The organism is Aromatoleum sp. (assembly GCF_035254505.1).
In the GTDB taxonomy this organism is placed as follows: domain Bacteria; phylum Pseudomonadota; class Gammaproteobacteria; order Burkholderiales; family Rhodocyclaceae; genus Aromatoleum.
Map to the genome: position 1 here is coordinate 53,468 of NZ_DATFAO010000027.1, position 19,027 is coordinate 72,494.

15 protein-coding genes are annotated in these 19,027 nt (G+C 64.9%); 7 read left to right on the plus strand and 8 right to left on the minus strand.

Features of this window, described 5'->3' with window-relative positions; translation table 11 throughout:
• The 4 genes from VJ673_RS04700 (at position 1) to VJ673_RS04715 (ending at position 7,787) form a co-directional block, all read left to right on the plus strand.
• On the plus strand, positions 1-3,177 hold the full coding sequence (locus tag VJ673_RS04700; protein ID WP_324124882.1) for an efflux RND transporter permease subunit: 3,177 nt from the start codon (positions 1-3) through the stop codon (positions 3,175-3,177).
• A gap of 1,077 nt (positions 3,178-4,254) precedes the next feature.
• Complete coding sequence (locus VJ673_RS04705) at positions 4,255-4,716, plus strand: pilin (protein WP_324124883.1); 462 nt, start codon at positions 4,255-4,257, stop codon at positions 4,714-4,716.
• A gap of 488 nt (positions 4,717-5,204) precedes the next feature.
• A complete protein-coding gene (locus tag VJ673_RS04710; protein ID WP_324124884.1) occupies positions 5,205-5,666 on the plus strand; it encodes a pilin in 462 nt (153 codons plus the stop codon).
• 87 nt (positions 5,667-5,753) lie between these two features.
• Positions 5,754-7,787 carry a tetratricopeptide repeat protein gene (locus VJ673_RS04715; RefSeq protein WP_324124885.1) on the plus strand — a complete coding sequence of 678 codons (2,034 nt, stop codon included), beginning with the start codon at positions 5,754-5,756 and terminating at the stop codon, positions 7,785-7,787.
• 98 nt (positions 7,788-7,885) lie between these two features.
• Here VJ673_RS04715 and VJ673_RS04720 read toward each other — a convergent pair whose 3' ends face one another.
• Genes VJ673_RS04720 through VJ673_RS04735 form a run of 4 tightly spaced genes read right to left on the minus strand, consistent with a single transcriptional unit; the run spans position 7,886 to position 12,288 of the window.
• Positions 7,886-9,268 (minus strand): sigma-54-dependent transcriptional regulator, encoded by a 1,383-nt coding sequence (locus tag VJ673_RS04720; protein ID WP_324124886.1) that lies wholly within the window; start codon positions 9,266-9,268, stop codon positions 7,886-7,888.
• Positions 9,265-10,830 carry a sensor histidine kinase gene (locus VJ673_RS04725; RefSeq protein WP_324124887.1) on the minus strand — a complete coding sequence of 522 codons (1,566 nt, stop codon included), beginning with the start codon at positions 10,828-10,830 and terminating at the stop codon, positions 9,265-9,267. The genes VJ673_RS04720 and VJ673_RS04725 overlap by 4 nt, the downstream gene beginning before the upstream one ends.
• A 3-nt stretch (positions 10,831-10,833) precedes the next feature.
• The gene (locus tag VJ673_RS04730) at positions 10,834-11,079 is read right to left on the minus strand and encodes a PP0621 family protein (RefSeq protein ID WP_324124888.1); all 246 of its coding nucleotides are present in this window, start codon (positions 11,077-11,079) and stop codon (positions 10,834-10,836) included.
• Between the two features lie 51 nt (positions 11,080-11,130).
• Positions 11,131-12,288, minus strand: a complete 1,158-nt coding sequence (locus VJ673_RS04735) for a pyridoxal phosphate-dependent aminotransferase (RefSeq protein ID WP_324124889.1) — start codon at positions 12,286-12,288, stop codon at positions 11,131-11,133.
• 454 nt (positions 12,289-12,742) lie between these two features.
• Between VJ673_RS04735 and mtnA the strand changes: the two genes are divergently transcribed.
• Both mtnA and VJ673_RS04745 read left to right on the plus strand, forming a co-directional pair.
• Complete coding sequence (gene mtnA, locus VJ673_RS04740; protein WP_324124890.1) at positions 12,743-13,810, plus strand: S-methyl-5-thioribose-1-phosphate isomerase; 1,068 nt, start codon at positions 12,743-12,745, stop codon at positions 13,808-13,810.
• Positions 13,807-14,466, plus strand: a complete 660-nt coding sequence (locus VJ673_RS04745; RefSeq protein ID WP_324124891.1) for a class II aldolase/adducin family protein — start codon at positions 13,807-13,809, stop codon at positions 14,464-14,466. Before mtnA ends, VJ673_RS04745 begins: the two co-directional genes overlap by 4 nt.
• Here VJ673_RS04745 and VJ673_RS04750 read toward each other — a convergent pair.
• Complete coding sequence (locus tag VJ673_RS04750; protein ID WP_324124892.1) at positions 14,463-15,341, minus strand: NAD(P)-dependent oxidoreductase; 879 nt, start codon at positions 15,339-15,341, stop codon at positions 14,463-14,465. The genes VJ673_RS04745 and VJ673_RS04750 overlap by 4 nt on opposite strands.
• On the minus strand, positions 15,341-16,228 hold the full coding sequence (locus tag VJ673_RS04755) for a 2-hydroxy-3-oxopropionate reductase (protein ID WP_324124893.1): 888 nt from the start codon (positions 16,226-16,228) through the stop codon (positions 15,341-15,343). Before VJ673_RS04755 ends, VJ673_RS04750 begins: the two co-directional genes overlap by 1 nt.
• Positions 16,229-16,278: 50 nt before the next feature.
• On the opposite strand from VJ673_RS04755, the gene ybiB reads away from it, so the two are divergent.
• Entirely contained in the window at positions 16,279-17,199 is a 921-nt protein-coding gene (ybiB, locus tag VJ673_RS04760; RefSeq protein WP_324124894.1) for a DNA-binding protein YbiB, read from the plus strand.
• 116 nt (positions 17,200-17,315) lie between these two features.
• Here the strand turns inward: ybiB and VJ673_RS04765 are convergent, their stop codons facing one another.
• A complete protein-coding gene (locus VJ673_RS04765) occupies positions 17,316-18,209 on the minus strand; it encodes a pirin family protein (RefSeq protein ID WP_324124895.1) in 894 nt (297 codons plus the stop codon).
• A 33-nt stretch (positions 18,210-18,242) separates the two neighbouring features.
• Entirely contained in the window at positions 18,243-18,842 is a 600-nt protein-coding gene (locus VJ673_RS04770; protein WP_324124896.1) for an FMN-dependent NADH-azoreductase, read from the minus strand.
• Positions 18,843-19,027 lie beyond the last annotated feature (185 nt).

A 19,027-nucleotide genomic window follows, 5' to 3' on the forward strand; every position in this document is an offset into this window, starting at 1 on the left:
ATGCTCAACCGCCTCATTGACTGGTCGGCCCGCAACGTCTTCCTCGTCCTGCTGGCGACGCTCTTCGTCGCCGCGGCCGGCGTCTACGCGCTGAAGAAGACCCCGGTCGACGCCCTGCCCGACCTCTCCGACGTGCAGGTCATCGTCTTCGCCGACTACCCCGGCCAGGCGCCGCAGGTCGTCGAGGACCAGGTCACCTACCCGCTGACGACGGCGCTCCTCGCGGTACCGAAAGCCAAGGTGGTGCGCGGCTTCTCGATGTTCGGCGCGTCCTACGTCTACGTGATCTTCGAGGACGGCACCGACATCTACTGGGCGCGCTCGCGGGTGCTCGAATACCTCTCGTCGGCGGCCGGACGCATGCCCGCCGGCGTCGCGCCGCAGATCGGGCCGGACGCGACCGGTGTCGGCTGGGTCTATCAATATGCGCTCACCGGCAAGGACCGCTCGCTCGCCGAACTGCGTAGCCTGCAGGACTGGTACGTCCGCTACCAGCTCACGAAGGCGCAGGGCGTCGCCGAAGTCGCGAGCCTCGGCGGCTTCGTCAAGGAATACCAGGTCACGGTCGACCCGCACCGGCTCGCGAGCTACGGCATCCCGCTCGACCGCGTCGCGCAGGTGATTCGCGCGTCGAACCGCGACGTCGGCGGCCGCGTCGTCGAGATGGCCGAGACCGAATACATGGTGCGCGGCCGCGGCTACCTGCGTAGCGCCCAGGACATCTCCGACCTCGTGCTGAAGAGCGAAGGCGGCACGCCGGTGCTCGTGCGCGACGTCGCCCGCGTCGAGCTGGTGCCGGCGGAGCGGCGCGGCATCGCCGAACTCAACGGCGAAGGCGAAGTCGCCTCCGGCATCGTCATGGCCCGCTTCGGCCAGAACGCGCTGGAAGTCATCGCCAACGTCAAAGCGAAGATCAGCGAGATCGCCGCCGGACTCCCCGAAGGCACGTCCATCGTCCCGGTCTACGACCGCTCGGCGCTGATCGAGCGCGCGATCGAAAACCTCAAAGGCACGCTGTTCGAGGAAAGCCTGATCGTCGCCGTCGTCTGCGTCGTGTTCCTGATGCATGTGCGCAGCGCGCTGGTCGCGATCATCACGCTGCCGATCGGCATCCTCGTCGCTTTCATCGCAATGCGCGCACTCGGCCTCGGCTCCAACATCATGAGTCTCGGCGGCATCGCGATCGCGATCGGCGCGATGGTCGACGCGGCCATCGTGATGATCGAGAACGCCCACAAGCGCCTCGAACAAGTCCCCGACGACGCGCCGCAATCCGCGCGCGCCGAGGCGATGATCCGCGCCTGCAAGGAAGTCGGCCCGGCACTCTTCTTTTCGCTGCTGATCATCACCGTCTCCTTCCTGCCCGTCTTCACGCTCGAAGGCCAGGAAGGCCGCATGTTCTCGCCGCTCGCCTTCACAAAGACCTTTTCGATGGCGGGCGCCGCCCTGCTGTCGGTGACGCTCGTGCCGGTGCTGATGATGCTCTTCATCCGCGGCCGCATCATGCCGGAGGCAAAGAACCCGGTGAATCGAGTGCTGATCTGGCTCTACCGCCCGATCATCGCGTGGGTGATGCGCCATCGCTGGCTCACGCTGATCGCCGCCGCGATCTCGATGGCGATCACGATCTTCCCCGCGAGCCGCATCGGCGCCGAATTCATGCCGACGCTGAACGAAGGCACACTGTTCTACATGCCCGCGTCGCTCCCCGGCATGTCGGTCACGAAAGCGGGCGAACTGCTGCAGACCACCGACCGCATCATCAAGACCTTCCCCGAAGTCGAATCCGTCTACGGGAAGGCCGGCCGCGCCACCAGCGCCACCGACCCCGCGCCGCTGGAGATGTTCGAGACCGTCATCAACCTCAAGCCGCAATCCGAATGGCGCCCCGGCATGACGACCGACAAGCTGATCGCCGAGATGGACGCCGCGCTGAAATTCCCCGGCGTCGCGAACTCGTGGACCATGCCGATCAAGGCGCGCCTGGACATGCTCTCGACCGGCATCCGCACGCCGATCGGCGTCAAGGTCTTCGGCAAGGACCTCGCGACCATCGAACGCCTCGCGCGCGAAGTCGAAGCGGCTGTGCGCGACGTCCCCGGCACGACGAGCGCCTACGCCGAGCGCGTCACCGGCGGCTTCTACCTCGACATCACGCCCGACCGCGTGCAGCTCGCACGCTACGGCATCACTATCGACGACTTCCAGATGGTCGTCGCGACCGCGCTGGGCGGCGACCCGGTCACGACCACCGTCGAAGGCCTCGAACGCTACAACGTTGCCGTCCGCTACCCGCGCGACCTGCGCGACGACCCGCGCCGCATCGCATCCGAAGTCTTCGTCCCGCTGCCCGGTGGCGGCAACCTCCCCCTCGGCCAGCTTGCGAAAGTCACCCTCGCCAAGGGTGCCCCCGCCATCCGCACCGAGAACGCGCTGCTCACCGCTTATGTGTACGTCGACATCCGCGACCGCGACATCGGCTCCTACGTCGCCGACGCCCGCCGCGCCGTCGCCGAAAAAGTCGCCTTCCCGCCCGGCTACTACGCCACTTGGTCCGGCCAGTTCGAGTACATGGAGCGCGCGAAGCAGAAACTCGTGGTCGTCGTGCCGCTGACGCTCGCGATCATCTTCCTGCTGCTGTATCTGAACTTCCGCCGCCTCACCGAAACGCTGATCGTCATGCTGTCCGTCCCCTTCGCGCTCGTCGGCGGCATCTGGCTGATGTGGTGGCTCGGCTACAACATGAGCGTCGCGGTTGCGGTCGGGTTCATTGCGCTCGCAGGGGTGGCCGCCGAAACGGGGGTCGTCATGCTGATCTACCTCGATCACGCGTGGGAAGCGATCAAGGCGCAGCGCCTCGCCGAAGGCCACCAGCCGAACGCGACCGACCTCTACCACGCCATCATGGAAGGCGCCGTCGAGCGCGTCCGTCCGAAGATGATGACGGTGGTCGCGATCATCGCCGGCCTGCTGCCGATCATGTGGGGCAGCGGCACCGGCAGCGAGGTCATGAGCCGCATTGCCGCGCCGATGGTCGGGGGGATGCTGTCGTCGACGGTGCTGACGTTGGGGGTGATTCCGGCGATTTATGCGCTTGTGAAGGAATGGCGGTTGGGGTGCGGGATGGAAGGCCGCGGCGCAGCGCCCGGACGGGCAGTAGAACCGACCGCGACCTGAGCCAAATTTCCCCCTGTCAGCGCCTGCTACTGCTGGACTTGCTCTTAAGCATTCCTAAAATGTCACGAGCAGGCTGTACATGCACCGGCTAAGAATCACGAGCACTAGCGCGGCGATATGCAATTCGTTCTATCAAGTGTTCGGCTCCATCGCGAGGCACAAAGTGAACGAGGACGGCGACGCGGACCTGCTCGTTGAGACTTCCGGATTTGCGCTGCGGGCACTGTTGATGGACGCCCACACTTGCGGGCCGACGCGTCGATATCGTTACACAGGAGGCACTTCACCCCGCTATGCGAGCACGCGTACTGCAAGAGGTGCGCGCATTGTGAAGCAGGCAAAATAAAGCCGGGCCCCGACGCCGACCGCGTCTACTTTACCCACATGTAGGAATGCATCTCACGCATCACCGACTACGTCGGCGGAGATGAAGCACATTTCCATTTGTCACGGCTCGTTCAGGACGACTTCGTACGAAATCTCAGACCCTTGCCGACTCGACCGGCGCCTCTCCGACTCGATCAAGGGTACAGAGCCGACTACGCCTTGGCGCCCTTTCCGGCTTCAGGAACGTCGCGAGACCTGGAACTCAATCAAAAAATCGACCGCGCTCGCCTGCTGGCGATCACGTGGGACGGTGACACCGGCAGCGATGTTATCAACCACATCGCGCGGCGAATGGTCGCAGAATAGTGTCATCGACGGTGCTGACGCCTGGGGTGATTCCGGCGATTTATGCGCTGGCGAAAGAGTGGCGGCAGGGGGCACGAACGCGCCGCCAAGAGCACCGATGCTGAGTCTGAAGGCCTTCTCTTGACGCAAGCATTGTCAACATGCGACGACCATCACCCGCTCTTGTCGCGGGTTGACGAAGGTTCGTCACATTTGTCACGCCAACAAGATGTCGGACTCTGTGATGACGCGCATGAAATTCGCCACGCATGCGCTGTATTTCTTTGATTTCACAAGATTTTTAACAAAACCACAAACCAATCCCAATGACACGCAACAACTGGCACACGGGTTGCGGAAGGAAAGGCAAGCGGGTCGTCCGCCGTTTCTTCCAAGGAGAAGATCATGAAAAAGGTTCAACAAGGCTTTACGCTGATCGAACTGATGATCGTCGTCGCGATCATCGGCATCCTGGCCGCAGTTGCGATTCCCGCCTATCAGGACTACACGATCCGCGCACGCGCCACCAACGCCCCCTCCGTCGGCGCCCCGGTACTGACTGCCGTCGCGAACGTCTGCAGCGGCGTCGACACGGCAACCGATACCGCCGGCGCGGGTCTTGGCATGGCCAACGCAGCGAGCTACCAGAACGACTACATTAACGACGCTACCCTTCTCCTCGCTGCAACGGGTACCGGCACGGCCCCCGCGAATGGTGCAAAGGTGACGATCACATTCAAGAGCGCGGCCCCGGTTCCGGCCGAACTGCAAGGCAAGACCGTCATCTACACGGCTGCCTGCGATGCCGGCGGTGTGCGCTGGACCATCAGCGGTTCGACTCCGGCCAAGTACCTGCCGAAGAGCTGACAAGCGCCCAGTGCCAGCGTTGGGAAAGAGGAGACTACGGTCTCCTCTTTCTTTGCTGGGCAAGCCGGGAAAATCCCGTCACGCCGGTCAATGCAGGCCCGGATCGCCTCCTGATCGCGCGGGCGGCAGGCATATACTAGTAAGGCAATTGTTCTCGATGCGGTGCTAGCCAACCAGAGCGGATCCTGCGCTGCGGCCGCGCATCGCCCCGAAAGCGTGGCCGTGTCAGAGGCCGCGCACGGACCGAACAAGCACGTGACAATGTCAAAAATTGACATTGTCACCGGCCCCGCTGTCGCCAGTTGACGTAATTGATGACAATTCTCACACAGACACTCTTGGCTCTTCTCCGCCTCCCGGACCATCACTCTGCATACCTCTGATTTTTATCAGTTTCATCAGAACAGGGCGAAATACACGAACTTGGCACAGTGGTTGCTCTAACTACGTCAAGCGGGTTGTCCGCGGTCCTCCCAAGGAGAAACAACATGAAGAAGGTTCAACAAGGCTTCACCCTGATCGAACTGATGATCGTCGTCGCGATTATCGGCATCCTGGCTGCAGTTGCGATTCCGGCCTATCAGGACTACACGATCCGCGCCCGCGCCACCAACGCTCCCTCCGTCGGTGCCCCGGTGCTGACCTCTGTCGCGAACGTCTGCAGCGGGGTCGACACGGCAACCGATACCGCCGGTGCGGGTCTGGGCATCGCCAACGCAGCGAGCTACCAGAACGCCTACATTAACGACGCTACCCTTCTCTTGCCTGCAACTGGTACCGGCACAGCCGCTGCGAATGGTGCGAAGGTGACGATCACATTCAAGAGCGCGGCCCCGGTTCCGGTCGAACTGCAAGGCAAGACCGTCATCTACACGGCTGCCTGCGATGCCGGCGGTGTGCGCTGGACCATCAGCGGTTCGACTCCGTCCAAGTACCTGCCGAAGAGCTAACTAGCACTTAGTGCCAGCGTAGGGAAAGAGGAGACCACGGTCTCCTCTTTTTTTTCCGCCATGGTGGGGCGGCCCGACTGCATAAAAATGGAGAGGACCAAGATTCTGCCCCATCTCGATGCAAACAGCGCCGCCCGCTTCATCCCGGTTGCGCTGGTCGCAGTTCTTCTTGCGACGACATACGCCTACTGGCCCGGCCTCTGGGGCCCTTTCCTGTTCGACGATTTCCCGAACATCATTGAAGCGCCGTTTGTCGCGCAAGCGCATGCCGGCTGGGAAATCCTGCGCGATGCGGCCCTTACCAATCAGAGCGGCTTGCTGGGGCGTCCGCTCTCGACAACGAGTTTTGCCGTGAATTACCTACTTGCGGGGAAAGCATTTACGCCTCTCGCATTCAAGGCGACCAATCTCGGGATCCATCTTCTATGCGGACTGGTGGTCTTCGGTCTGGCCCGCGCACTGACACAGCGTTTCCAGGGGGGCCGCGATTTTCCGGAGACACCTCTGACACAGCTGCTGCCGCTCACCGTCGCAGGGCTGTGGCTGCTGCACCCGTTACAGCTCACGAGCGTCCTCTACGTGGTGCAGCGGATGACGAGCCTTTCCGCCCTATTCGTGTTCGGCGGGCTGTGGCTGTTTACCTACGGTCGGCAAGGGCTACATGCGAACCGTCGAGGGGGTATGCTCCTGATGTTGGTCGGCGTGCTCGGCGGGACCGGGCTCGGCCTCGCGTGTAAGGAAAACGCGGCGCTGCTTCCGCTGCTGGCCTTGCTCATCGAGTTGACCGCATTCGAACGCGCCACCCTCGACCCACACGCGCAGCGGTACCTTGCGACGTTCTGGATCTGCATTGTCGCCCTACCCGCGGTGGCGGTTCTCAGCTACGTGGCCATGCACCCAGGGTTCGTGCTGCAAACCTATGCCCTCCGACCGTTTTCGCTGGACGAGCGTGTACTCACGGAAGCCCGGGTCGTATTTTTCTACCTTGGGCTGTTGTTTGCCCCCCGGCTCGACGCGTTCAGCCTATTCCATGACGACATCCTCATCAGTCATGACTTGCTAGCGCCATGGACGACGATTGTCGCCCTCGCCGGATGGCTCGCGGTCGCGGCCGGCGCAGCATTCGCGTGGCGGCGCAACCATCGCGTGTTCGTATTTGGAACTGGGTGGTTTGTCATCGGCCATCTCCTCGAATCGACCGTTCTACCGCTCGAAATCGCGTACGAACATCGCAACTACCTGCCGCTATTCGGCCCACTCTTTATGCTGACTTGGTACGCAGGCCGCTATTTTTCAACGAACGCCGGTGCATGCCGCCACTTCTGCACGGCGGCGGGACTCACACTGCTACTGCTAGCGGTGCTGACGCAACTGCGGGCACAATCCTGGGCCGACTCGAGCACGTGGATTGAATCGGAACTCAGGCACCATCCGGACTCCGCACGGGTGAACCTCGCTTACGGCGAACACATGTGGAACCAACTCCAGCCAGCAGTCGCATATCATCATTTCCGCAACGCGGCCCAGTTGGACAATACGAACGTCTCCGCACTGATCGAAATGAGCCGGATCGCGCTACAAATCAGCGCAATTGCACATCCTTCAGCGCAATCCGACGCCCTTTCCCCTACATCCTGGGAAGCCGATCTGACCCTGGACCCGAACGGTCTGGCCACTCTGATCCGCCTGCTCGATCTCGAAATCCGCACCCGCATTGGAGCCAACGCGGTGAACGCAACGACGCTGATCGCAGTCGCCCATCTGGGAGACTGCATCGACCGCCGCCCCGACCCGTCCTGCGTCGGGTTGCGGGATAAGGCGCTCGAATGGATCGATCTGCTGTCGACTCGCCCCGGAGGGAGGCGAGCCTCACTGCTCTATGAAAAAGGCCGTCTGCTAGGGAACCGGGGCGACCTTGACGAGGCGATTCGGACGCTGCGTCTCGCCCGCCGCCTGAACCCGGCGGATTTGCAGCTACTGGTCTACGAGACGATGCTGCACATTCGCGCCGGCGATCGAAAGGGCGCAGAGGCACTGATTGCCGAACTTGAAACCGACCGCGGCAAACCGGGCTTCCACGAAACCGACCTCATATTCCTCCGCGCCGAAGCGGAGGAATAAGTATCGAACAGGGGTTTGGGGGCAGACTGCTGTGGTCGCTCTGTCACTTCGGCCGAGGCAGAGACGTCAGTCCGTCTGAAACGGGCAGCGGACACGCACTACTCCATCCCCCACTTCTGCAACCGATACCTCAGCTGCCTCAGCGTCATCCCTAGTCGCCGTGCCGCTTCCGAACGGTTCCACCGTGTCTCGTCGAGCATGCGCAGCACCTGCAGCCGCTCGTCTTCATCGTCCGGCACGTTGTCATGGTCGAGATCATGGGGGTCGCCCGTAACGTTGAACGTCGGCATCGGCTGGAATATCCCTTCGGTCGGATTCAAGCTCAAGTCCATCGCCCGGATTTCGTCGCCATCACACAGTGCGCACGCGCGTTCGAGCAGATTCTCGAGCTCGCGCACGTTGCCGGGGAACCGGTGACGCTGCAGTTCGGCGACGGCGTCCGGCGCTAGCCGGTGAGGCGGAACCCCGTCCCGCTCGGCGAGCCGCGCCAGGATATGTGCCGCGAGTTCGGGAATGTCCTCCGGCCGGTCGCGCAGCGGTGGCACGAGCAAGGTAATCACGTTGATCCGGAAGTACAGATCCTGCCGGAACTTCCCTTCGGCCACGAGTTGCGCAAGATCGCGATGTGAGGCCGAGAGGATACGAACATCGACCGGCTCTTCGGCGTGGGCGCCCACCGGCCGCACGGCCCGTTCCTGGATCGCGCGCAGGAGCTTCACCTGCATCGCCAGCGGCAAGTCCGCGACTTCGTCGAGAAACAGGGTGCCGCCTCGCGCGGCCTGGAAGAGACCATCCTTGTCCGAGCCTGCGCCGGTAAAGCTGCCCTTGCGGTGGCCGAAGAATTCGCTTTCCATCAGCTCTGGCGCAATGGCACCGCAATTGACCGGCACTAAGGGAGCCGCCGCCCGCGGGCCCATCTCGTGAATCAGCCGGGCGGTGACTTCCTTGCCAGTGCCCGATTCGCCCTGGATGAACACAGGCGCCTGGTTGCGTGCGAGTTTGGCGATCTGGGCGCGGAGTTGCTCCATGACTGGCGACTTGCCGATCAGGGCGCGGCTGCCTTCGTGGGGAGGCTGTGCCGGCGCATTGCTTACCTTGAGCGCGTGACTGACGATCTCACGCAGCGCCTTGAGCTCGACCGGCTTGGTCACGAAGTCGAAAGCGCCGGATTTGAGGGCGCGAATCGCCGTCTCGATGCTGCCGAAAGCGGTGATCACAGCAACCGGGAGCCCCGGAATGTGCGCTTGGATGTGGGCGACGAGCTCCAGGCCGTCGCCGTCGGGCAGCCGCATGTCGGTCAGGCACAAGCGGTAGGTCTTCTCGTCAAGCAGGCGGCGGGCGTCGGCGACGGTGCCGGCGGTGTCGCACGCGAGCCCCATGCGCAGGAACGAGAGTTCGAGCACTTCGCGGATATCTTCCTCATCGTCGACGACAAGGACGTCGATGCCCGCTGGGCGATTGCGTCGTTCGGGTTGCGTCATGGCAGGCTCCGTCCGGTCAGCACGAAATGGGCGCCGGGGGAATTGTCCAGCAATTCGAGGGTGGCGCCGTTGGCGTCGGCGAGTTCGCGGGCGATGTAGAGCCCGAGCCCCGTCCCCTTCGGGTGGGTGGTGAAGAAGGGTTCGAAGATGCGCGACCGATCCGTCTCGGGAATGCCCGGCCCGTCGTCGACCACGTGAAGGGCTGTCCGTCCGCCGGTCTCATTGGCCGCGAAGACGCGCACTGAGCCGGGCTGACCCGAACAGTAGCGTCTCGCGTTGGCGAGCAGGTTGTCCAGGATCTGGTGCAAGTGCGCGCGGTCGATTGCAAGCGTTGCCCCGTGGGGCAGGTCGAACCGGTAGATCTCCCGCTCGCTCCCGCCGCCGAGCGCGCGTTCGTCGACCAGGCCGGACGCGAACACGTCGAGCGGCAGCGCTTCCGGCAGCATGTCTTCGCGACGCCCGAGCGCGAGGACGTCGCGGATCATGCGTTCGATGCGGCGCGCGTTGTCGTTGATGATGCGGATGAGGCGCACCTGCACTTCGCCGCGCTTTTCCTCAGTCAGCAGTTCCGCGGCCTGGGTGACGGCCGACAGCGGGTTGCGGATCTCGTGAGCCATGCTGGCCGTCAGGCGCCCCAAGGCGGCGAGCTTCAGTTGCTGGATCTGGGTCTGGATTTCCTCGTAATCGGTGAGATAGACGAGGGTTTCCGTGCCGTCGTCGCGCTCGTCGTCGCGCTCGTCGTCGTGGGCGCCGAGCGCGCGGCAGCGCAAGAGCTTGCCTGCGGCCCCGGCTCGCAGGAGTCTGCCTTCGGCCCCGCAGGCGTTGCGCAGGTCGGCGAGGTTCTCGTCCAGATCGGACAGTCGCAGCCCCTCCAGCGACAACACGCCGAGCAGTTCAGCCGCGCGCGGATTGGCCTGCAGGACGCGCCCCTCACCGTCGAGCACCACGACGCCGTCCTGCATGTCGCGGATGATGCGCTCGTTGACCGCCTGCTGCTTCGCCAGCGCCTCGCCGCGCTGTACCGCCAGCGACTCGTTCGCCTTGGCCCGCCGGGCGAGCAGCCGGGCGGTGATGGCGATGCCGAAGAAGCCGGTACAGAGGATGCCGACCTGCAGGAAGTCGGCGGGTTTGCCGTTCGAGAGCAGGCGCCAGACGTTTTCGGTGAGCACCGTCACGGTCGCCAGCGCGGCGTAGAACAGCACCATCCTTTCCTTCGCGACCAGGCCCGCCCCGGCGAGGATCACCATCATCAGCACCGGCATTCCGCTCGCGTAGCCGCCGCTCGCCCACATGATCAGGCCGAGCAGCACGATGTCGATGACGACCTGCAGCGTGATCAGGCGATCGAGGCCGAGTCGCCGGGCGGCGTCGGGGAAACCGAGGGTGAGGACGGCGGCGATATAGGCGATCGCCGCGCCTTTGAAGACCCGCGGTGCGTCGGCGCCGAGGTTGAGTTCGATCCCGGCGACGAGGAAGAGGCCGGCAATGATCAGCCGGAAGAAGTTCAGGTAGCGCAGCGGTACCCAGCGCGCCGCGTCGAAGTCGTCGACGAGCAGGTCCATCGGCTATCGCCGCGCGCCGAGGCGGCGATGTTCCTCGCTGCAATAGTAGGCCTCGCCGTCGCGCACGCTTTCGCTCTCGGGCACATGCAGGCCGCAGTGGGCGCAGCCGACCATCCGCTCGGCGGCGTCGGACCCGGACCGTCGAGCGCCTTCTTCGCCTCCGCGCGGAGAATCGTCGGATCGGTTGACGATACGGCGGACCCACCAGATGGCAACGAGAACCAGAATGAAAATCAGCAGATTACGCACGGCACGGGATTCGGCAGGAATATCGGCGCAGCGAGTTTAGCATGCACCCTCTTACACCCGGCGCAGGCGTTCGCAGGCGGCCTCCAGCGTCGCTTCGTTCTTGGCGAAGCAGAAGCGGATGACGCGTTCGTCGCGGCCGTCGGCGAAGAAGGCCGACACGGGAATCGCGGCGACGCCGGTGTCGCAGGTGAGGCGCTGCACGAAGGCGGTATCGGGCTCGTCGGAGATCGCACCATAGCGCGCGAGCTGGAAATAGGTGCCGCGCGAGGGCAGCAGTTCGAAGCGGGAGCCGGCCAGCGCGTCTCGGAAGAAGTCGCGCTTTTCCTGATAGAACGCGGCGAGTTTTTCGTGGCGCGATGAATCCGCCATGTAGTCGGCGAGCGCGTACTGGACCGGGGTATTCACGGTGAACACGTTGAACTGATGCACTTTGCGGAATTCGGCCATCAGTTCGCGCGGCGCGACGATGTAGCCGACTTTCCAGCCGGTGATGTGATAGGTCTTGCCGAAGCTCGAGACGATGATGCTGCGGGCGGCGAGCTCCGGGTGACGCGCGCAGCTTTCGTGGCGCAGGCCGTCGAAGACGATGTGTTCGTAGACTTCGTCGGAGACGATGACGATGCCGGTGCCGCGCGTAAGTGCTGCGAGCCGGGCCATGTCCTCTGCTGTCCAGACCGTCGCCGTCGGGTTGTGCGGGCTGTTGATCATGATCATGCGTGTGCGGGGCGTGATCGCGGCGGCGACCGCATTCCAGTCGGGGCGGTAGTCCGGCGCTGCGAGTTGCATGCGGACAACACGTCCGCCCTGCAGTTCGACGGCTGGGGCGTAGGAGTCGTACACCGGTTCGAACACGATGACTTCGTCGCCGGGATGCACGAGCGCCGCGACGGCGGTGAGCAGCGCCTGGGTGGCGCCGGCAGTGACGGTGATTTCGGTTTCGGGGTCGTACTCGGTGCCGTAGAGGCTGGACACCTTGCGTGCTATCGCTTCGCGTAGCGGTGCGACACCGCCCATCGGGGCGTACTGGTTGTGGCCGCTGCGCATCCAGTGCGAGACGCGTTCAAAGAGGACGTCCTCGGCGTTGAAATCCGGGAAGCCCTGCGACAGGTTGATCGCGCCGCATTCCTGCGCGAGGCGGGACATCACGGTGAAGATCGTGGTGCCGACGTTGGGCAGTCGGGATTCAATCGGGGCGGGGAATTGGGGCATGGCGTCGCCGTGGCTTTTTTTGAGTCGATCGAAGTATTCTCGCAGAGCGGTCGATCGATCTCCAATGCCGTCGATATTTCAAGACGATGCGGCGTGCTCCGGCATCCGTTATCGGAGCCGTCGCTCCACGCCTTGTGCCGCGGCCTTCCTCTCCCGGGCAGGCGCTCGCGGCCTTCGGCTTCCCGGAGCAGGGCGAGGCGCGGGGGCGGCGACGCAAACTCGCCCTGCGGGCTCAAACATGCGTCACCTTGTTTCCCCCGCGCCTCGCCCCGCTCCGGCGCTCACGGAAAGCCCGGAAGAGGAAGGCCACGGCACTTGCATACTGATCGTTCTGTTGCTCCCTCTCAGATTTGGCATCGAGCGCGGAATGCCCGGCTGGCGCGTAAACGGGTCGCCAGCCGTCGAAGGGCCTCGGCGGGTTATTTGTCTTGCGTCACAAGGCTAAAATACGCTCATGTTTACTCAGCCCATTCCCACGATTCGCCGCGACGGTGACGCCGTCGTCATTCTTGACCAGACCCTGCTGCCGCATCGCTGCGAGGTGCGTCGGCTGACGACGCTCGACGAGATTGCGGTCGCAATCCATGCCATGCAGGTGCGCGGTGCGCCGCTGATCGGCGCCACTGCCGCTTACGGAGTTGCGATCACCCTGATAGCAGACACGAGCGATCCACACCTCGAACACGCCTTGAAGCTCCTCGCTGCGACACGTCCCACCGCGGTCAATCTGCATTGGGCGCTCGGTCGGATGGCAGAACGCCTGCGCCCGCTCGCAGCCGGCGAACGCGTCGAAGCCGCGTGGCGCGAGGCCGAAGCGATCCGCGAGGGCGATGCCCGGATGTGTGCGGCGATCGGCGGCCATGGCTACGAGATCCTCAAAGGACTCGCCGCCGGGCTGGACCGTCCGCTGCGCGTGATGACCCATTGCAACGCCGGCTGGCTCGCGACCTGCGGTGCCGGCACGGCGCTCGCGCCGGTGTATGAGGCGCAGGCGCGCGGGCTCGCGGTCGAGGTGTGGGTCAGCGAAACGCGGCCGCGCAATCAGGGGCTGCTCACCGCGTGGGAGCTGCGCGAAGCGGGCGTGCCGCTGCGTCTGATCGCCGACAACGCGGCGGGGATTCTTCTCACGCGCGGCGACGTTGATGTCGTGATCACCGGCGCGGATCGCGTCGCGGCGAACGGCGACTCGGCGAACAAGGTGGGCACGTATCTGAAGGCCCTGGCCGCGCGCGAGCACGGCGTTCCCTTCTTCATCGCGGCGCCGTTCTCGACCGTCGATTTCGGCTGCGCCGACGGCGCGGCAATTCCGATCGAGGACCGCGGGCCGGGCGAAGTGTGCACGGTGCTCGGTCTCTCCGAGGACGGTGCGGTGCGCACGCTGCGCCTCGCCCCCGAAACGACCGCTGCGGCAAACCCGGCTTTCGATGTAACGCCGGCTCGCTGCATCACCGGCATCATCACCGAACGCGGCGTCTGCGAGCCGGGGCGACTGCGCGAGCTTTATCCGGAGGCGAAGGCATGACACAGGGCAGCCATTACGACGCTTCATTGAGGGAGGAATTGCTCGCAACTGCGCGGGCGATGACTGCCGCCGGACTCAACACGGGGACGGCTGGCAACGTCAGCGTGCGGATGGCGGGGGGGATGCTGATCACGCCGAGCGGGATGCCATCGGAGGCGTGTTGCGTCGAAGACATGGCATTTGTCGCCGAGGACGGCACGGCGACCGGCCGCCTCGCGCCGTCGAGCGAGTGGCGCTTCCATCACGACATTTACGCGAAGCGCCCCGAGGCGGGCGCGGTGTTGCATGCACACGCACCCTTCGCGACTTCGCTCGCGTGCCAGCGGATCGAGATCCCGCCCTTCCACTACATGATTGCGCGCTTCGGCGGCAATACGGTGCGCTGTGCGCGCTACGCGACCTTCGGCACTCAGGACCTCTCGGACAACATTCTCGACGCGCTGGACGGACGTTCGGCCTGCCTGATGGCGAACCACGGCATGCTGGTGTTCGGCCGCAGCCTGTCGAATGCGCTGGCACTTGCAATCGAGTTCGAGACGCTGTGCGAGCAGTACTGGCGCAGCCGCCAGCTCGGCGATCCGGTGCTGCTATCGGACGCCGAGATGGCCGAGGTCGTGGAGCGCTTCCGCTGGTACGGCAAGCCGCAACCGGGTTAATCGCGCCTTCCGCTGCTCGCCTCCAGCACGCGCAGCAAGCTTGATGTGTCGTCGTGCGCCCCGCCCTGCGCCATCAACGCGTTGAGCTGCTGCCACACCTGCGCGGCGATCGGCAACGGAGCGCCGAGGCGGGTCGCTTCGTCCATCAGAATGCCGAAGTCCTTGTGATGCAGCCGCGCCTCGATGCCGGCGGCGAAGTCACGCCGGATCATGCGCTCCCCCATCACCTCGAGCATGCGCGATGATGCCGAGCCGCCCATCAGCGCGCTGCGCATCGCCGCGAGATCGACGCCGTGCGCTTTGGCGAGCAGCATCGCCTCGGCGCAGGCCTGGATCGTCGAGACCATGATCATCTGATTGCAGGCCTTCGCGACCTCGCCGGCGCCGTTGTCGCCGACGTGCACGATCACGCGCGAAAAGCATTCGAGGAGCGGCCGCACGCGCTCCAGCACGTCCGCATCGCCGCCGACCATCATGGCGACGCTGCCCGCCTCGGCCGCGACCGCGCCACCGGAAACCGGCGCATCGAGCATCGCGGCGCCCCGCTCCGCAAGCGCCGCCGCGATACGACGCGTCGTGCCCGGCGCGATCGTGCTCATGTCGACATGCACCCAGCCAGGTCGCGCACCTTCGACGAAGCCGCCGGCCCCGAGCGCGACCTGCTCGACGTCGGCGCTGGTCGTGATGATCGTGAAGGCGACGTCGGTTGCCGCTGCCAGCGCGGCGGGCGTGTCATGCACGACGGCCCCGCTGTCGGCGAAGGGCGCGAGGCTTTCGGGGCGCCGCGCCCACAGATGCAGTCGATGGCCGGCGCGTTGCAGGTGCTGGGCCATCGGACGACCCATCGCGCCCAATCCGACGAAACCGACCTCCATCAGCCCTGCTCCTCCTCGCCGCCGCTCATGCGTTCCAGGAGCTTGAGCATCGCGATCGAGTCGTTCTCCCCGAGGCCGCTGCCGACCATCGCGTTGAGCATCTGCGCGGTGGCGGCAGACGTGGGTAGCGCGAGTCCGAGGCGATGCGCCTCTTCCATCACGATGCGCAGGTCCTTCTGATGCATCCAGGCCTTGAAGCCCGGCTTGAAGTTGCGGTCGAGCATGCGCTGGCCGTGGTTCTCCAGCACGCGCGAGTAAGCGAAGCCGCCGAGCAGCGCTTCGCGCACCTTCGCCGCGTCAACGCCGCTCTTCTTCGCGAAGTTCATCGCCTCGGCGACCGCCGCGACGCCGACGCCGGTGAGGATCTGGTTGCAGGCCTTGGCGACCTGGCCCGCGCCGCTCGCGCCGATCAGCGACACGGTCTTGCCGATCGCCTCGAACGCCGGCTTCACGCGCTCGAAGGCGGCCGCGTCGCCGCCGACCATGATCGTCAGCGTCGCGTTGATCGCGCCGATCTCCCCGCCGGACACCGGCGCGTCGAGCATCTCGATGCCGCGCGCCTTGAGCTTCGCCGCAATCGACTGCGCCGCGGCCGGTGCGATCGTGCTCATGTCGACGAAGATCAGGCCCGGGCGCGCACCCTCGGCGACGCCCTTCGGCCCCAGCGCGACCTGCTCGACGTCAGGCGCATCGGCGACCATGCTGATGACGGCCTCGACGCGCGACGCGACCTCGGCGGCGCTCGCGCAATCACCGGCGCCTGCATCCAGCAGCGGCTGCATCGACTCGCGGCGGCGACTCCATACGTGCACCTTGTGTCCCGCTTTCATGAGGTTCAGCGCCATGGGACGGCCCATCAGGCCGAGTCCGACGAATCCGACTTCCATTCTTGCAATCTCCTGTGGCTGGAACATGCACGGCGACGCATAATCGCGCCATGACCTACGCTCCCATCATCAAGGAAATCGGCCGCGGCGCCAAGGGTGCGCGCGACATGGACGCGTCCCACGCGGAACAACTCTTCGGCGACATGCTGGACGGGAAAGTGCCGGACCTCGAGTTGGGCGCAATCGTCATCGCGATGCGCATCAAGAGCGAATCGCGTGACGAACTGCTGAACTTCAAGCGCGCGATGGACGCCCGCTGCGCGCAGGTCGCGGTGCCGCCGGGTCCGCGCTGCGTGATCCTGCCGACCTACAACGGCGCCCGCCGCCAAGCGAATCTGATGCCGCTCGTCGCGCTGCTGCTCGCGCGCGAAAGGGTGCCCGTGCTGATCCAGGGACGACATGACTTCGAGTCGCGCGTGAGCCCCTTCGAGCTGCTCGCCGCACTCGACATCCATCCGGCGCTCGGTGTCGGCGAAGCGCATCGCGAGCTGACGGAACGCCGCATTACCTGCCTACGCCTCGACGAACTGCTGCCGGGGCTCGACCGCCTGCTGAGCTTGCGGCTGAGGATGGGCGTGCGCGGCAGCGGCCACACGATGGCGAAGCTCGTCGATCCCTGCGTCGGACGTAGCGTACGCGTCGTCGCGGTGACCCACCCGGAGTATCTGGAACGCATGCACGAATTCCTCGTCTCCGACGGCGGACGCGCGCTGCTGATGCGCGGCACCGAAGGCGAGGCCTACGCGAATCCGCGCAGGCGTCCGGCGATGCAGGTGTTCAGGGATGGGATTGCCGACATCGCCTGGCCGGCGGAGGAAGGCGGCGCGCCGCCCCTGGAAGGATTGCCGGAAGCACCGGCCGTCGCCGAGAACGCGGCACTGATCCGCGCGATGCTCGAAGGCGAGGTTGCCGTGCCGCAACCGATCCTGGATCAGGTCGCAGCACTCGTTCGGCTCGCGACGGAGCCCTGAAAACGAACCTGTCGGGGGCATCCCGGCAGGAGAAGCTTCAACCACGGTTGGATGTGGAGTTGGGGGAGAAATACTCTACGCGTAGTTGAAGCCTCTCCTGCCGGGACGGCGCCACGTCAGGATACATTTGGAGCAAAGCGTCCGTCACGATAGTCCGCAACGGCCTGCAAAAGTTCCTCCTGCGTGTTCATCACGAAAGGGCCGTACTGGGCAATCGGCTCGCCGAGCGGACGGCCGGCGATGAGCAGCACGCGCGACGGCTCGGCCCCGCCTTCGATCACAACGCCGTCGGCGTCCGCCGCGTTGACGAGAATTGCCATGCGCTTTTCCGGCGCGGCCTTGCCGGAGATCGTCACTTCGCCCCGATAGACATAGGCGAACGCGTTATGGCCGGACGGCAGCGACTGCGAAAAGCGCGCACCCGCCGGCAGATGGATGTCCAGATACAAGGGTGCCGTAGCGTCGCGCGTGACAGCCCCGGAAACGCCATGGCTTCGCCCGGCGATGACCGTCACCTCGACTCCCGCTTCGGTCACGAAGCCCGGCAGATCGGCGGCGCTGAAATCGCGATACCACGGTGCGCACATCTTGTCCTGCCCCGGCAGGTTCAGCCATAGTTGGAAGCCTTCCATCACGCCATCTTCCTGCTCGGGCATCTCCGAATGGATGAGGCCGCGGCCAGCGGTCATCCATTGCACGCCGCCGTTCTCGAGCAGGCCTTCGTGGCCGGCGTTGTCGCGGTGGCGCATGCGGCCGGCGATCATGTAGGTGACGGTCTCGAAGCCGCGGTGCGGGTGATCGGGAAAGCCTGCGAGGTAGTCGCCCGGATCGTCGCTGCGGAAGGCATCGAGCATCAGGAAGGGATCGAGCCGGCGCTGCAGCGGCTGGGTCAGCACCCTCGTGAGCTTGACACCCGCACCGTCGGAGGTGGCCTGCCCCGCCACCAGACACTCGACGGCCCGCGGCTTCGCGACGCGTTCGGTTTGCAGGGTCTGGGACTTTTCGGACATGGAAGCTTCCTCCATCGGTGGGTTATGAGTTGATCAGGCGAACGCCGCCTCGATGTCGCGTTGCGCTTCGACGAAAGCCTGCTGTTCCGCTTCCGGGCCCATTGCCAGACCTTCGGCGAAGGCGAAGCGAACGTCGCTCATGCCGAGGAAACCGAGCACGGCCTTCAGGTAGGGGACTTGCGAGTCGAGCGGGCTGTTGCGGTAACGGCCGCCGCGGGTCAGCGCGACATAGACGGTCTTGCCCTTCAGCCGGCCTTGGGGACCGTTCGCGGTGTATTCGAAGGTCACCTTCGCGCGGGCGATCGCGTCGATCCAGTTCTTCAGTTGGGCCGGCACGCCGAAGTTGTACATCGGCACACCCAGCACCACGGCGTCGGCGGCCTGGATTTCGGCGATCAGCGCGTCATCCAGCGCGACGCGGGCCGCCTGCTCCGGCGTGCGCTGCTCGGCCGGCGTGAAGAGCGCGCCAAGCGTGGCTTCGTCGAGCACGGGATGCGGATTGCGCGCCAGATCGCGCACGACCAGCGTGGCGCCCGGGTTTTCGCTCTGGAGACGCTCGACGATGGAATTCGCCAGACGCGTCGATTGGGAGCCTTCACTACGGGCGCTGGAGTTGATCTGCAGAATGTTCATGTCGCTCTCCGTTAAATGTGCGAGTCAGTGGAGGCAACTCTAAGGGAAGCATTGTTGCGGAAATAGACCGAACTTTGCACTACACCGTTTCGTGTATTGCATCAATTCCCGCTGGGTAATGACAAAATCTTGGATACGGTGCCGAGAACTTTTGCGACGCCGCAACGACGAAGTCAGCTGACTAT